Source organism: Lachnospira eligens (assembly GCF_009680455.1).
Lineage (GTDB): Bacteria > Bacillota > Clostridia > Lachnospirales > Lachnospiraceae > Lachnospira > Lachnospira eligens_A.
In genome coordinates this window covers 68109-82979 of record NZ_WKRD01000011.1, presented here as the reverse complement: position 1 = coordinate 82979, position 14871 = coordinate 68109, and the positions used below count along the sequence as shown (strand labels likewise).

15 protein-coding genes and 1 pseudogene are annotated in these 14871 nt (G+C 35.5%); 14 read left to right on the top strand and 2 right to left on the bottom strand.

Annotated features, from left to right (window positions below):
- Positions 1-129 precede the first annotated feature (129 nt).
- From GKE48_RS13235 to GKE48_RS13225, 3 genes are all read left to right on the top strand, one after another.
- Positions 130-582, top strand: a complete 453-nt coding sequence (locus GKE48_RS13235) for an XRE family transcriptional regulator (RefSeq protein ID WP_243138511.1) — start codon at positions 130-132, stop codon at positions 580-582.
- A 153-nt stretch (positions 583-735) separates the two neighbouring features.
- Positions 736-984 (top strand): type II toxin-antitoxin system prevent-host-death family antitoxin, encoded by a 249-nt coding sequence (locus GKE48_RS13230; protein WP_005333597.1) that lies wholly within the window; start codon positions 736-738, stop codon positions 982-984.
- Between the two features lies 1 nt (position 985).
- The gene (locus GKE48_RS13225; protein WP_055306317.1) at positions 986-1285 is read left to right on the top strand and encodes a type II toxin-antitoxin system RelE/ParE family toxin; all 300 of its coding nucleotides are present in this window, start codon (positions 986-988) and stop codon (positions 1283-1285) included.
- A gap of 509 nt (positions 1286-1794) precedes the next feature.
- Here GKE48_RS13225 and GKE48_RS13220 read toward each other — a convergent pair.
- Positions 1795-2841 (bottom strand): annotated as a pseudogene (locus GKE48_RS13220) (site-specific integrase); the annotation flags it as partial.
- Between the two features lie 188 nt (positions 2842-3029).
- Positions 3030-3602 carry a helix-turn-helix domain-containing protein gene (locus tag GKE48_RS13215; RefSeq protein ID WP_154301296.1) on the bottom strand — a complete coding sequence of 191 codons (573 nt, stop codon included), beginning with the start codon at positions 3600-3602 and terminating at the stop codon, positions 3030-3032.
- Between the two features lie 282 nt (positions 3603-3884).
- On the opposite strand from GKE48_RS13215, the gene GKE48_RS13210 reads away from it, so the two are divergent.
- From GKE48_RS13210 to GKE48_RS13160, 11 genes are all read left to right on the top strand, one after another.
- Entirely contained in the window at positions 3885-4280 is a 396-nt protein-coding gene (locus GKE48_RS13210; protein WP_118468234.1) for a hypothetical protein, read from the top strand.
- Between the two features lie 121 nt (positions 4281-4401).
- Entirely contained in the window at positions 4402-4578 is a 177-nt protein-coding gene (locus GKE48_RS13205) for a hypothetical protein (RefSeq protein WP_154301295.1), read from the top strand.
- Between the two features lie 226 nt (positions 4579-4804).
- Positions 4805-5230, top strand: a complete 426-nt coding sequence (locus GKE48_RS13200) for a plasmid mobilization protein (RefSeq protein ID WP_243138510.1) — start codon at positions 4805-4807, stop codon at positions 5228-5230.
- Positions 5209-7044, top strand: coding sequence for a relaxase/mobilization nuclease domain-containing protein (locus tag GKE48_RS13195; RefSeq protein ID WP_154301294.1), 1836 nt, complete (start codon positions 5209-5211; stop codon positions 7042-7044). Before GKE48_RS13200 ends, GKE48_RS13195 begins: the two co-directional genes overlap by 22 nt.
- 7 nt (positions 7045-7051) lie before the next feature.
- Complete coding sequence (locus GKE48_RS13190) at positions 7052-7339, top strand: DNA-binding protein (protein WP_330411335.1); 288 nt, start codon at positions 7052-7054, stop codon at positions 7337-7339.
- Positions 7333-9855 carry a DNA cytosine methyltransferase gene (locus GKE48_RS13185; protein ID WP_117804157.1) on the top strand — a complete coding sequence of 841 codons (2523 nt, stop codon included), beginning with the start codon at positions 7333-7335 and terminating at the stop codon, positions 9853-9855. The genes GKE48_RS13190 and GKE48_RS13185 overlap by 7 nt, the downstream gene beginning before the upstream one ends.
- Positions 9848-11062 (top strand): restriction endonuclease, encoded by a 1215-nt coding sequence (locus GKE48_RS13180; protein WP_154301293.1) that lies wholly within the window; start codon positions 9848-9850, stop codon positions 11060-11062. The genes GKE48_RS13185 and GKE48_RS13180 overlap by 8 nt, the downstream gene beginning before the upstream one ends.
- 12 nt (positions 11063-11074) lie before the next feature.
- Positions 11075-11449: a hypothetical protein gene (locus tag GKE48_RS13175; RefSeq protein ID WP_154301292.1), complete on the top strand. Its 375-nt coding sequence runs from the start codon at positions 11075-11077 to the stop codon at positions 11447-11449.
- An 8-nt stretch (positions 11450-11457) separates the two neighbouring features.
- On the top strand, positions 11458-12261 hold the full coding sequence (locus GKE48_RS14875) for an HNH endonuclease (RefSeq protein ID WP_154301291.1): 804 nt from the start codon (positions 11458-11460) through the stop codon (positions 12259-12261).
- 16 nt (positions 12262-12277) lie between these two features.
- The gene (locus GKE48_RS13165; RefSeq protein ID WP_055280112.1) at positions 12278-12784 is read left to right on the top strand and encodes a hypothetical protein; all 507 of its coding nucleotides are present in this window, start codon (positions 12278-12280) and stop codon (positions 12782-12784) included.
- A 91-nt stretch (positions 12785-12875) separates the two neighbouring features.
- Entirely contained in the window at positions 12876-14864 is a 1989-nt protein-coding gene (locus GKE48_RS13160) for an ATP-dependent nuclease (protein ID WP_154301290.1), read from the top strand.
- Positions 14865-14871 lie beyond the last annotated feature (7 nt).

Here is a 14871-nt window from a genome sequence, read left to right as displayed (position 1 = left end):
ATCTACTACCGCTTCATCGGCAAAATCGACTGACCTTTCTTTTTTACCCAACAATATCTTTAATTAAGGGAGACGGGAAGAGGATATCCGAGCATAGATTCATTAAAGGAAATATCCAGATATTTCTCTGTGTCCATTGATGAGCTGTTATCCGGAGATCAGTTGGTTTTGATTGCTGAAAAAGAAAACAAGTCAAATCTCAATGGTCTATGTGACTTGTTATTTGGATTTACCGATTTGCTCTCTTTGATGCTTATTTTTCTTCCATTGTATTCCAAACCGGTTGATGGATATATCTATTCAGTAAGTCTTATTGAGTATGTAGATAATGAAATTTGGATTCGTATGACATACTGGGGTCTTTTTATCGCATTAACGATTATTGGAATTGTGAATATTTTAATGGTCAATTTCAAATTTGAAAAGGGAAAAAAGGTGATTACTTTTTTGTCTGTAGGGCTTAGTATTATTACTGTTTTGTATCTGGCGATTGCGAGAGAACCATATGCAGTAACAGTGGCTTTTCTGTTGTTACTTATAAAAGAAGGTCTACTTTATAAACGAGCTATGGACGGTCGATAAGGAGTTGAGCCATACAAATTCCGATTTATAGAATAAAATTGAAGCTGGTTATAATAAAAGAAGCTGTAAAAATTCACGTTGAATTTTACAGCTTTTTGTGTATAATAGAAGTAGAAGAAACAATTTGAAATCAAAGGAAGGAGCTGAAAGAATATGGCAAATATTTTACCAGTATCTGATTTGAGAAATTATAACGAAGTCCTGAAGAACTGTCACAAAGGAGAACCAGTATATCTGACCAAGAATGGCAGAGGACGTTTCGTTGTCATGGATATTGAAGATTATGAGCGTGACCGGGCAGAGAAAAAGCTTCTGATGAAGCTGCAGGAAGCCGAAGAAGCAGTGAAAGACGGAGAAGGCTGGCTGGATTTGGATGAATTAAAAGCACTTGTGGGGGAATAAGATGTTAAAATTGCGGATCAATCCGATTGTTGCAAAGGATTTGAAAAATATCCGAGATTACATTGCTGAGGATAATGAAGAATATGCTGCAAAGACGATAAAAGAGATTTATGGTAAATTTGAAAATCTTCAGATGTTTCCGGGAATGGGGTCGGATTTATCCAAACGGGTCAGCTTTCGGACAGATTATAAATATGCGATATGGGAAGATTATGTAATTATCTACAAGATTGGTAATGAATATGTAGAGATTTATCGTGTAGTTAACCGATATCAGGATATTACGAGAATCTTTGATTGATAACAGAGATGTGATAACAATTTGATAACACTGTTCAGTACAGCCTATGGATTTAGGACAGTTGAACACATATAAAACCAAATAGAACCATAATACCAATACTAAAAAGTATAGTGACAAGATTTTATTTGCGAGTTTGAATAAGAGCCACAAGTCTTGGAACCCGCTAAACAAGCGGATTCCGAGACTTTTTCTTTTGCTCTGCTACTAATTTGCTACTAATAGCAACTACTCTTTTTCTATCGTTTTCAGTTGGTTGTCATTAACTTTAATAGCAAGAAACCCTGATGACTGCTGGATTTCTTCTATATGATCTTTCTTTGTGGCATCTGGATGATTTTCCCTGATACGGTATTTGGTGGTACTAACGCAGGACCGAACTGAGGTCGGATTGTTACATCTGAGCCGTTGTCCTGAGTCTGCGGCACTTCACATGTTATACCTGCTGCTTCAAGCAGAGGGTTATCAGATGGTGGTTCAGGTGTTGGCGAATCTGTCGCCTGCAATGATTCCAGACTATGCACAAGCTCCTGCTGTTTATGTGGAAACAGATGAGAGTATGTGTTAAGTGTTGTGGATACTTTCTCGTGTCCGAGCCTGTCTGCTAACATCAGCGCATCACAGCCCTGATTAATAAGTAAGCTGGCGTGCGAATGCCTGATATCGTGGATTCGTATCTTCTTTACACCTGTGTTTTTGCAACCTCTTATCATCTCGTGTGAGAGATATGATTTTGTTACCGGGAACAGCCTTTCATCTGCGTCAAGCATATACCTTGACTGGATATAATCTGATAGCTCCTGGCAGAGAAAATCCGGAATCGGAATCTTTCGCTTACTTTTTCTTGTCTTAGGTGATGTAAATACATCTTTTCCTTCTATCCGCTGATATGTTCTGTTGATGGATATTGTCTTGTTATCAAGGTCAATATCAGCAGGTGATAGAGCAAGCAGTTCACCTTCTCGCATACCAGTCCAGTACAGGACTTCAAAGCATATATACGATAGCGACTTGTCTTTTACACCCTCACGGAAAGCAATATATTCATCGTAAGTCCAGTAATCCATTTCCTCAGCCTTTGCTTTTCCAATGGTGCCTGCCTTGCCGCAGGGATTGGTGTTAAGGTCATAGAAACGCTTGGCGTAATTGATGATGCTGTTAAGCTCCGTGTTAATCTTTTTCAGATAGGTCTGGGAGTAATTATTAGGCGAACTCATAAGCTTCGCCTGCCATCTTCGTACATCTGAGGCTTTGATTTCATTTATCGGCTTGCTACCGAAGAATGGAAGAATATGCGTCTGTAGTACCGCCTTTTTTGTCAGAAGAGTTGACTGCTTAAGTCTTGCAGCCATATCCTCCATATAAATTTCATAAAGGTTTTGAAATGTCATGTCAGGATTGGCAGACTGCTTTTCCAGAAAATCCCTTTCAAATCCTAAGGCTTCCTTTTTGGTGGCAAAGCCTCTTTTCCACTTCTGTTTTTTGATTCCCTGCCAGTTCGTATAATAGAACTTGGCGAACCATTTACCAGTTTTTTCATCTTTGTAAGCTGGCATGAATATCATCTCCTTTTTGTAAAATTGTTGTGCAATCATCAAAAGGCTATGATATAATCTACTTGTTCAGGGTGATTATAAAGCCTTCGGGTCAATCACTTACATAGCTTCGGTTATTCCTTTTGCGAGAAGGAGTATGCCGGAGCTTTTTCTTTACTAAAGGTGTAAGCCTGCAATTATTCAGTTTTTTAATCGGCTTCATTATCCAGTCTGGAATCCTTATAATATGCCAACATATCTGATTTCCATGAATCAAACTTTTCTTTTGAAATTTTTCCTGTCTGAAGCATATTCTTCTTTGTTATCCAGTTTTCCATAAAGAGACAGAAGTCTGCATCATATTTTCCATTGCCTTTGCCATTAACCTTAATCCCGGCAGTCCATTCAGGACTTTCAGGAGGTTTGGTGTTGGTCAGCTCAAATGAAAAATCAGTAAGTTCAGTTATGGCAAAGAGAACATTGATTACATCTGACATAGTGTGGAATTCATATGATGTTGACTGTTTTATTGGTTCTTTTGCAGCATTATCAATTCCTGCCGGATATAAAAGCTCCTGAAATGGAATGTTCAGCTCATTAGCAACTTCCTTTACTACATCCAGCTTCATGATAATCTCACCGGATTCATACTTCTGAATGGTGCGTTCTGATTTACCAAGTCTTTTTGCAAATTCCTTCTGTGTTATCTTTTGAGCCCTGCGGTGCTTCTGGATGTTCTTTCCAATCTCCTGTGGAGACGGAATGTCCATAATGTAAGCCATGTGGTTCACCTTCCTTTATATAAAATAGTCCGTTGTAAAGATACGTATTGGGTTGATATTAAATGAAATACGTATCAGTAAGTGACTTGTTTATGATTGTACGATTACTTTATCATAAATAAAAACGAATTTCAAGTGCGTAATTATAAAAAGTTCTATTGACAAATTTTGAAAAGGATATTAAAATAAACACGAATTAGAGATACGGATTAAGTGAAGAACAGGATAGCTGTTTTGTAAAAACACGTATTTAAAATAACAATTTATGAAAGGAGGAGCTGCATGAAGGGTATAAAGGAAGCATTCATAGATGCAGGTGAGATAAGCCAGATGCTTGGTATCGGGATGACAAAGGCATATGCAATTATAAAGGAATATAATGCAGAGCTTGAGGCAAAAGGTTATTTCACCATGCGGGGCAAATGTCCAAGGAAGTACTTTGAACAGAAAATCTATGGTTACGAAGATTATTACAATCCGGATTATGAGCCACAGCGTAACCGAAGCAAGGTTGTAGAAGAAATGGATTATGAAGCGGCAGTTGGGGATTCTGTGATAAGTGAACAGGATGAAGTGGATATACCGCCTGAAACAAATGAATTGTCGGAAGATGGTGCTGAGATAGCAGAAAATGTGATGTTGGATGCAGATGTAATGGTGAAAGAGACAACTGAATAGGTGAATCCAGCGAGTGGGGGCAAAAAGCGCCCCCAAAACGTGCAAATGGGGGCAGAAAGCGCCCCCAAAACCACAAAGTGGGGGCAGAAAGCGCCCCCGCACAAATCAGAGCCGAAAAAGTGTGACGGCAAAAAGTGCCGTCAAAATGGAAAAGTGGGGGCAAAAAGCGCCGTCAAAACAGCAAAGTGACGGCAAAAAGCGCCACCACTCAGATAAGCGAGAAAAAAGTTATGGTGGCGGAAAGTGCCGTCAAAATGGAAAAGTGGTGGCGGAAAACGCCACTAAAACAGTAAAGTGATGGCAAAAAGCGCCACCACTTTTAAATCAAGTGGAACTTCAATCACCATATCAGTAATCGTGGTGGTACATTAACCACTACATATCATATACAGGGTGCAGGTGCTCCTGCCAAGACGAAAAATTATGTAAACGCTGATGCGTTTATATTTTTTCGGGAAAAGGTCCGACCTTTTCCGCATCTTGCAAAACCTATAAGCAGAACTTTTAGAAAGGATGAAAAAGCAATGGTACAGATAAAAAAAGATTGGTTTTATACGACATTAGAAAACTATGAAAGGGAAAAACGTATGGCAGGTGGAAAGAGAAGATACAAGTCTGACAGGAAAGATTATAAGGTTTCTGTGAAGCTGTCGGAAAAAGATATGGATATTCTAAAAGCGGCACTTAAACGGACAGGAATGACAGCAAGTGCTTATATAAGAGAATTAATACGGACAGGTGGCAATATAGATACAAGTTATCCTGAGGAAAGGGCAAGAGCAATCCGTGTTATTGCCGGTATTGCAAATAATATTAATCAGGCAGTAAAGCTTGGCAATTCACAGGGAAAGTTATATTACAGCGATATTGATAAACTGCAGAGCGGTCTGGATGATGTAAAGAAAACATTTGGGGAGGTGCTGGAAATATGGCGATTACAAAGATCCTGAATATCATGGAATCGGAAGGCAGAAATCCGGCATCGCACCTGAAGAATGCTTTGGAATATATTCAGAATCCGGATAAGACAGAAGAATGTGTACTGGTGGGCGGTATTAACTGCCTGCCGGATACAGCATTTGAGCAGATGGAAGAGACAAAGAACATTTTTCATAAGACGGGTAAAAGGCAGGGGTATCATGTGATCATATCATTTTCACCGGAAGAAAAAGTGACGGCAGAGCAGGCAATGTATGTGCTGGAGCACTTTGCGAAGGATGTGCTTGGTGATGATTATGAGGCTGTGTATGCAGTCCACACAGACAGAGAGCATATGCATGGACATCTTATCTGGAACAGTGTCAGCATGACAACCGGCAAGAAATACAATTCACCGAAAAGCAACTGGAAGAATCATCTCCAGCCTATCACAAATAAATATTGTGATGAACTTGGACTTTCCATAATGCCGGCAGAGTACAGCAAGAATCCAAAGAATATCAGCAGGGACAAGTGGGAAAAGGAAATGTCCATGAAAGAAATAATTCTTCGTGATGCCAAGATGTGTGCATATGCAGCCGGAAATGTGGAGCATTTTAAATATCTGATGAAAAGACTTGGATATGTATTCAAGAAAGATGCGTGGATGGAAGTGCAGGCACCAGGATTTCGATATTATCATAAACTGGCAAAGCTGGACGAGATGTTTTCAGAGGATATGTTACGGCATCATGTGGATATGCCTTGGATGGCAAAGCCTTACTTTTATTCGTCTGATATAAGAGGATTGCACAGGGCGAAGCTGTCACCATTCCAGAAGAAGTTTTATGCAAAGCTATACAGATTAAGGATTGTAGAGCAGAAGCGTTTTGCAGTTGGTGGAGCAAAGTATACAGAGGATTTGAAGCGGTTTCATCAGTTACAGGACGAATATCTGCTGATTGTAAATAATGACATCAAAAGTGTTGTGGATCTTGTGGATTTCATAAATGAGCAGGAAGAAAAGATTCAGCAGATTGAGGACAGACAGCATGAGATATACAGAGAAAGCTCTAGTCGGAAACGCAGTATAAAGAATGAAGAGCAGTACCGGGAATATCAGATATGGCATGTGGAAGTGCAGGAAGAACTGGACGAACTGAAGCAGGAGAAAAGGAAAATTAAGAGGCAGATACAGCTTGCTGATGACATTATAAAAGAAGATTTGTATACGGCTTATTATGCGGTGTCGGGGAAGGAGGAGATTGTTGCTGACAGGGATGTTGAGATACCGGGGATGGAAGAGGATACTGCGGTTGAGAAAGCAACGGCAACAGTCGTTGAGCCTGATAAAAATGTTGAGGTGATGAATCCTAACAATAATCAGAATGAAATAAGCAGACTGAAAGAGCAATCTGATAGTGCGAGAAAACAACAGACTGATTTAGATGGAATAGGAATACCAGAGATTCATAATTCGTCTGACATGAATGTGGCAGGAGTGGGCGAAAGTATAACTGATGTAACAGATAAAAATGAATTTGTGGAAATTAGAGAAACTGAACCTGTGGATAAAGCTGGCTGGATTGTTAGGAGAATATCAGAGCTTGGTGGTTATGAGAATGTCGACGATTCTGCTAAGGTTGATGTATTTGGATTTGATATTGCAGATGTGAGTGGAAGTATAAGACTGTTTTCGGACGTAATGAAACGGTTGGAGATAAAGCTGGATGGAGATGGGCTTTATGAGGAGTTTCAGAGGGTTTATGATGAGAGTGTTATTAGAAATGCTGATAAGCATAGAGAAGAACCTATAGAAAAGAACAGGGTATTAAAAGGCAGATGATTTCCATATGGAAGATATAAAAAGAACAGATGTTTGGCAAAAAAAACTTGTAATTATTCAGATAAGTGAATATAATAGAATATATGATTGGAGGAATACAATGAACTATTTAACTACCATAGAAATGTCAAAAAAATGGGGAATTACCTCGAGACGGATAGCAATTTTATGCGAGCAAGGTCGAATAGATGGCGTTGTGAAAAAGGGAAAAACATGGCTTATACCATGTGATGCAGAAAAGCCTGAAGATGCAAGAAAAAACAATCATAGTAAACGAGGTGTATTGGTATGCTAAAGGATAAAACATTAACATATATAAGTCTTTTTAGTTGTGCTGGAGTTGGGTGTTTTGGATTTAAAAAAGCTGGATTTGAGTGTATAGCTACGAATGAGCTGATAGAAAGAAGATTAAACGTTCAAAAATATAATAATAAGTGTAGATTTGAATCAGGATATATTTGCGATGATATAACTACAGATGAGACAAAAAATAAAATATTTAAAGAAATAGACAGATGGAAAGAGCTTGGAAATGACAGGGTGGATGTTTTAATTGCAACACCCCCTTGTCAGGGAATGTCTGTTGCAAATCATAAAAAAGCAGAAAATGAAATAGTTCGTAATAGCTTGGTTGTTGAGTCAGTACATTTAATACAGAAAGTAGCGCCTAGATTTTTTATCTTTGAAAACGTAGCTGCATTTATGAAAACAGGTTGTACAGCGCCTGATGGAACAGTTAAAGCGATAGGTGATGTGGTTTATGAGGAATTGAGTGATAAATATATTATTGTCAGTAGAATTCTTAATTTTAAAAACTATGGTTCAAATTCATCAAGAACGCGAACTGTTGTTATCGGTGTAAGTAAGGATATAGCAGAATATGTTGCACCTATTGAGTTGTATCCAACATATGTAGAAGAGAGAACTCTTAGAGATGTAATAGGCGATATGCCTAAATTGGAGTGGGGTGAAATTTGCCCAACAGATTTTTATCACTCATTTAGAACATATCCAGAAGAAATGCGTTGTTGGATTCATGATTTGAAGCAAGGACAAAGTGCATTTGATAATGAAGATGAATTGAAACGTCCACATAAGATTGTTGACGGGGTAGTAGTACCTAATAAACAAAAAAATGGAGATAAATATACTCGTCAATATTGGGATAAGGTTGCACCTTGTATTCATACAAGAAATGACCAATTGGCAAGTCAAAATACTGTACATCCAGAAGAAGACAGAGTATTTTCAATTCGTGAACTTATGAAAATTATGACAATTCCACCGGAATTTAAGTGGATTGATAAGACTTTAGAGGAATTGAATGCTTTACCAGAAAAGAATAAAAGAGCTCTTTTAAAAAAAGAAGAGATAAAGATAAGACAAAGCATAGGAGAGGCTGTACCTACAGAAATCTTTTTCCAAATTGCATGTAATATCAGAGGTTTTATGGAGCAGGAGCATTTTGATAACTCTATGATTAACAAAACAATTGAAGATTACCAGTTGGATAGTCCTGATAATTTAATTGATTTTATTGTAAACAATCCGCTTAATTTAGGAAGTGCCTCTTTGGCTAGAATAGCTGAATTGACAAATTCTAAAAGAGAGAACAATGCTGCATATTACACAAACAAGTTCATAGTGAATGAAATATATAAGCAACTTCCTGAATTTGAAAAGGAGGAAATTAACATACTTGAACCATCTGTTGGAGTGGGAAATTTTTTGCCATTTCTATTTAAAAAATATGAGAATGTAAAAAGAGTTAATATTGATGTGGCTGATATTGATAAAAAGAATTTACAGATTCTTCAGTTATTGTTGCAGAAGAAAAAGATGCCATCTAATGTAAATATAAATTATATTAACACAGATACATTATTGTACGATTTCAAGAAGAGATATGATTTGGTTGTAGGGAATCCACCATTTTCAAAACTGAAAGCAAAGGATGCAAAAAAGTATTTGGAGAATAATATAAATAAGAATACAACCAATACATTTGAGTTTTTCTTAGAGAAAGCATTAGCTATTTCCGATTATGTATCGATGATAATGCCAAAGGCGATTTTAAACACACCAGAATTTAGTGATACAAGGGAAATTCTTTCACATAAGAAGATAGATTGTATTCAGGATTACGGAGAAAATGGGTTTAAAGGGGTATTGGTTGAGACAATATGTATGTTTATTGATACTGTTGGAATACCAAATGAAACCAAAGTAGAATCATTGACATTGAAGCAGTCTGTAATACAAAAACAAAAATATATTACAGATATGAAATATCCGTATTGGATTATTTATAGAGATAAATTCTTTGATAATATCTCTCAAAGGCTTGAATTTGATAAGTTTACTGTGTTTAGAGATCGTCAAATAACAAATTCTAATACAACACAGGAGAAAAAAGCTGATTGCCTAAGAGTTATTAAGTCAAGAAATATAAGTGATGATGGAAAAGAAATAGTTGATATACCAGGATATGATTCTTATATTAAAAAGGAAACAGTGGAGGCTTTGAGTGCTTATAAGTATGTTGGTAATCAAAATGTATATTTAACACCTAATATGACATATAAACCAAGAGTAATGCGTAATACAAAGAATGTTGTTGTAAATGGTTCTGTAGCTGTGTTAATTCCAAAAGAGGATATTCATTTAACAGAGAAACAGATGGAATATTTTTCGTCTGATGAATATAGAAAATTTTATCAAATAGCGAGAAATTACCAGACACGTTCTTTAAATGTAGATGCGACAAGTGTTTTTTTCTATGGTGTACTAAAGGAGTGCTGTAATGGATAATGCAACTATACAAGAGTTTTTAGATGAACATGATTATGATATTAGAAAGACACATAATGGTCGTTGGATAGATCAAAAATGCACAATGGACGTTGTGTGTCTGGTATCAGACTGTATTGTTGAATATACAAGTGGTAGAAACAGAAAAAGCTTTACTGTAAATGATATTTGGTACAATGATTATACAGTAGATAATGTACAACAGATATTTAGCAAGCCAAATCCAACAGAAAAGGCATCCAATGAATATGATAAGTATTTTGGTCAGCCGATAAAATTATTAGATGCTGCTGGAATAATTCATGGAGAGAAAAATGGACATGGGTATGTTTATTCTATAGTCAATCAGGATTTATTAGAATATATAAGCTTTAGAGAACGAAACTGCTATAATTTTCTTTGTCTTTATATTGAAAAAGTGCTTAGAGATAGTGGAATTTATAGAATGTTTGAGTATTTTTTTCGTTTACAAGATAAGAATAGTTTCAAAGAATTAAAAGATTCATATACATCGTTTACTATACAAAATACACCTATTAATGGTGCAACGGAATGTGGGCGTATTTTTACAAAAGTGTTAAATCCCTTAGCATGTAAATACAAAAAGTGTGGAACTGAAAGAGGTCATATTTCAAAAGATATTATTACTCAAGATAAAATTATGTATAACCAGAGAAATTGGCGGGATATATTATCGGAGAAGCCTAAAGATATGACTAGAGTAGATTATGAAGTTACATTGCCAAAACCAGATGAAGACTATATGACCACATATCGTATAAACAGAGCCAAGAGAAATCTTCGTAGATTTAATGATGTATATCGTAATAGTAAAACGGAAGTGTATGATGAGCGACACATAGATGATCCGGCAACTCAGATGCATCATATTTTTCCTGCCAATGAATATCCACAGATTGCAGATTATTTAGAAAATCTGATTGCATTAACTCCTACGCAACATTTTACTTATGCGCATCCGAATAATAATACTCAGTATATTGATCGGGCATACCAATATTTATGTTTAATTGCAAAGACTGGTTCAATAAGAGACAATTTAATTGGGCATAAGAATGAACCTGTAATATACGATTTTTATCTGTATCAAAATGTATTGAATACAGGCTTAGAAACAGATGAATTCTTTGAAGTGCAGGAGATGGATTTTGACGGATTGCTAAATAAGATTGAAAAATATTATTAGTGAGGATACGAAATGAAACGAAAAGAATTTAAGGAAACATTGTTTGAGGCATTGAATAATGTTGTGGATGGAATGTCATATGACGATAAAATGATACTTGTGCATAATTTATTAGTGGATTATGAAAAGGATAATGAAGAAAAGCGTGATACTTCCAATAAAGGTAGTAAATGGACAGATGAAGAACTGAAAATTATTTTATCTGACGCACCTACAAAAGAAAATTGTGTGAAATATGCTAGGTTATTTAAAAGGGGATATGGCAGTATAGAACAGATTTATAGATGGTCGGTGACTACAACAAAAGAAATGACAGACGAACGAAAAAGAGATAGTTTCATATTGCAAGTAAAGAGAATTGCAAAAGAATTAGGAATCAGAGGATAGGTACGTTTATGAAATTAGATTGGGGTAATGTTTTAAAATTTGCTGATGAGAGAGAGTATTATGAAGTACTAGGATTTCTGGCAAAAGATGAAGAGTATATAAGGGTTTATACGGAAAGTAATGATAAATCTGGAGCATGGGCACTACAAGGGAGATTATTATTAAGGAATGTGGATATTAGTTCTTTACCAGAACCTTTAATGAAAGCATTTGAGACAAGTTTAGATGGAAGAATTAGCGAAACAAAATATGTAAGAAATCTAAAAGAAAATCATTATTTCATCAAGGAAGTCGATCCCACAGGAAGTGATTTTACTAAATGGTTATACAAAGAGTCTCTTGAAAAAGTTTTGGAAACAGTGCCAAAAGAATATGAAAATGATTTTTATCGAGGATATCATTGGAATTGTGAAGTTGTTAAGAGAGTGAGAAATATATCTGCGTATGATATTAATTTGACAGGAGAAACGAAGCAGGAAGAAGCGCAACTACGCACAGAGGGAAAGAAGACTGTTTACTACACAACAAAGTATGAACGAAGTGCTCAAAATCGCGAAGAAGCAATTCGTATACATGGAACAAAGTGCATGATATGCGGTTTCGATTTTGAAAAGAAATATGGAGAATTAGGTAAAGGTTATATAGAAGTTCATCATATTAAACCGCTTTCCGATTTAGATGAAGAAGTTGTGGTAAATCCTGCAACAGATCTAATATGTGTATGTTCAAATTGCCATAGGATGCTACATAGGTTTAGAAATTATATGGTTTCAGTAGAGGAACTTAGACAAATTGTAGAAGATAAAAAATGATGATAGGAGAAATATTATGATTACATTAGATTATACAACATATAATCCACGTTGGAAACATTCAGGAATAAGATACAGCTCATGGGAAGCATTTGCGTTTGCTCTTGGGTATTTGGCAAATAGGTTGCATTATAGGAATATAAATGATTCAGGATTGATAGAACTTCACTTTGAAAGTAATGATAATCAAGGGGCATGGGGAAAAGAAGGAAGAATACATTATTATGGGGAACGTGCGTATTTATCATCAGAATTTTTAGATTGGTATAACGCAAAAAGTGCAGGTGTAAACAACATAACATATCGAATAAATTCTAATGATTATATGTATTCATTAGTGTATGATTTTGGTTTTGAAGTAAAAAGATATGTTGGTTATACAACGGCAGATATTTTTCCGCCTACACATAATGCATTTGTTGTAGTTTGGAATGTGTTGGAAAATTATTTGGTGCAGGATGGCAGTTTTAATGGTCAAATTGATTGCATTCATCAGTACTACATAGAGGGATGGAGTAAATAGAAAAATATTTTTATAAATGATATAAAAGGTATTTCGGGATAAAGATAGTACACAGATTACTTCTGCGTGTATCAGTGGAAAGGATGCAAATATGTATATATCGAAAATAAAAATAAAAAACTACAGATTGCTTATAGATGCTGAATTAGAAGTTGATGCTAAGACTACGTTAATTGTTGGTCGAAATAATACAGCTAAGACATCATGTTTGGCATGTATAGAAAATGTGTTGAATGGACATCCGTTTTCCTTTGATGACTATCCGTTGGTTAAAAGAAAAACATTGTATGAAATAATAGCTTCATTTATGGCAAAAGAAATTTCTTTTGAATCGTTATGTGAGCAATTAGAACCAATATCTATAGAGTTCTTTGTAGATTATTCTTTAGAAGATTTAGAGGATAATTTAGGGGCACTATCGCCTTTTATTATAGATGTGGATGTAGATACTACCACTGCATTAATTCGTGTGGAATTTCGGTTAAAGCCAGATGAAAAAGTGTTATGGAGAACATTGGAAGAAAGCTATTACCCAAATGGTGTTTTTGTACCATCAGATGAGGCTCGGGATGTTATCAGTACTAATTTTTCAAAACTTTTTGAATTAGTAATTTATGCAGTGAATCCTAAAAATCCAAAGGAAACACAAATAAAGAAACATAAAGAATTGGAAGAACTTTTCCCATTTCATATTATTCCGGCAGAACGTCTCCTTGGAGAGGATGGAACACAGAATAGTTCTCTTTCTTCGCTTATTTCAGAATTTTTCGAAATGAATGAAGAAGAACTGGATCCAAGTGTTGCAGAAAAAGTCAAGGAGTTGCGTGCTATTGTTGAGAAAGCAAATAAAAATGTTCAGAAACAAAGTGATAGCATTTTAAGTTCACTTGTAAATGATTCGGTTGGGTTTGGGTATCCAAACGGAGAAGAACTTCAACTAGGAGTTACTACTCAATTAAGTATTGATGATCAGATAAAAAATCAAACTCAGCTTTCATACACAGCAGGTACAAGTAATGAATGTCTTCCAGGTACATATAATGGATTGGGCTATAAAAATCTAATTAAAATGGAGTTTCTTCTTGCGGCATTTGCGAAGAAGATAGAAAAGTGCGGAAATGCTTGTATACCATTACTTTTTATTGAGGAACCGGAATCTCATATGCATCCACAGATGCAGCATGCTTTTGCGGAATATTTAGAAGCGTTTCTTGGGAAAATTACTTCTGTAGGAATTCAGACTCTTTTAACTTCACATTCTGCTCAAGTTGCTAATACTATGGCTTTCTCAAAAGTTCGATATGCACAAAAAACAAAAGAAGGAGTTATTTATAGAAATTTAAATTCATTTGCACAGGAAAATCCAGATAATAGTGATTTTATTAGAAAATATCTTACATTAACCAAATGTGATTTGTTTTTTGCGGATAAAGCAATTTTGGTTGAAGGAGCATCAGAACGGTTATTAATACCTGATATGATAGATAAGTGCAATAAGTCAGGAGATTTTAGTTCACAGAAATATAAATTACCAGCTCAATATTATACTATAATTGAAATAGGTGGTGCGTATGCTTATAAGTTTATTCCATTTATTGAGTTTTTAGGTATTCCGTGTCTTATACTTACGGATGTAGATTCTGTATTGGGGCAAGAAGGTAAAAATGGACAAATATATTATAAATCTGTTCCGGTTTCGTGTGGTGAAACAACATCTAATGAAACTTTAAAATGGTGGGTTCGAAAGAATAAAGGGTTGTCGAACGATGATAAAACCCAAATTGATTTGGCAGATATAATATCAATGTCTTCTGACGATAAAACCAGAGGAAAATGTCATATTGAATTCCAAACAAAAGAGAATGAATTATGTGGACATTCTTTAGAAGAAGCTATTCGGAATGTCAATCGTTCACATTATGGATTAAGTGATAGCCCGACCGAAGATGATCTGGAGTTTTCTGGAAAATGTAAAACAGATTTTGCACTTAAACTTATTTATGAGTGTACTGATTATAACATTCCGACATACATTAGATCTGGATTAATATGGCTTAATAACCAAAAGGTACTTGAATAAAAAGGAT

Excerpts from the sequence above, each read along its gene's own strand:
- GKE48_RS13185 (WP_117804157.1), top strand. The coding sequence starts at position 7,333 with ATGCTAAAGGATAAAACATTAACATATATAAGTCTTTTTAGTTGTGCT.
- GKE48_RS13165 (WP_055280112.1), top strand. The coding sequence starts at position 12,278 with ATGATTACATTAGATTATACAACATATAATCCACGTTGGAAACATTCA.
- GKE48_RS13190 (WP_330411335.1), top strand. The coding sequence starts at position 7,052 with ATGGAAGATATAAAAAGAACAGATGTTTGGCAAAAAAAACTTGTAATT.
- GKE48_RS13210 (WP_118468234.1), top strand. The coding sequence starts at position 3,885 with ATGAAGGGTATAAAGGAAGCATTCATAGATGCAGGTGAGATAAGCCAG.
- GKE48_RS13180 (WP_154301293.1), top strand. The coding sequence starts at position 9,848 with ATGGATAATGCAACTATACAAGAGTTTTTAGATGAACATGATTATGAT.
- GKE48_RS13225 (WP_055306317.1), top strand. The coding sequence starts at position 986 with ATGTTAAAATTGCGGATCAATCCGATTGTTGCAAAGGATTTGAAAAAT.
- GKE48_RS13175 (WP_154301292.1), top strand. The coding sequence starts at position 11,075 with ATGAAACGAAAAGAATTTAAGGAAACATTGTTTGAGGCATTGAATAAT.
- GKE48_RS14875 (WP_154301291.1), top strand. The coding sequence starts at position 11,458 with ATGAAATTAGATTGGGGTAATGTTTTAAAATTTGCTGATGAGAGAGAG.
- GKE48_RS13160 (WP_154301290.1), top strand. The coding sequence starts at position 12,876 with ATGTATATATCGAAAATAAAAATAAAAAACTACAGATTGCTTATAGAT.
- GKE48_RS13200 (WP_243138510.1), top strand. The coding sequence starts at position 4,805 with ATGGTACAGATAAAAAAAGATTGGTTTTATACGACATTAGAAAACTAT.
- GKE48_RS13195 (WP_154301294.1), top strand. The coding sequence starts at position 5,209 with ATGGCGATTACAAAGATCCTGAATATCATGGAATCGGAAGGCAGAAAT.
- GKE48_RS13230 (WP_005333597.1), top strand. The coding sequence starts at position 736 with ATGGCAAATATTTTACCAGTATCTGATTTGAGAAATTATAACGAAGTC.
- GKE48_RS13215 (WP_154301296.1), bottom strand. The coding sequence starts at position 3,602 with ATGGCTTACATTATGGACATTCCGTCTCCACAGGAGATTGGAAAGAAC.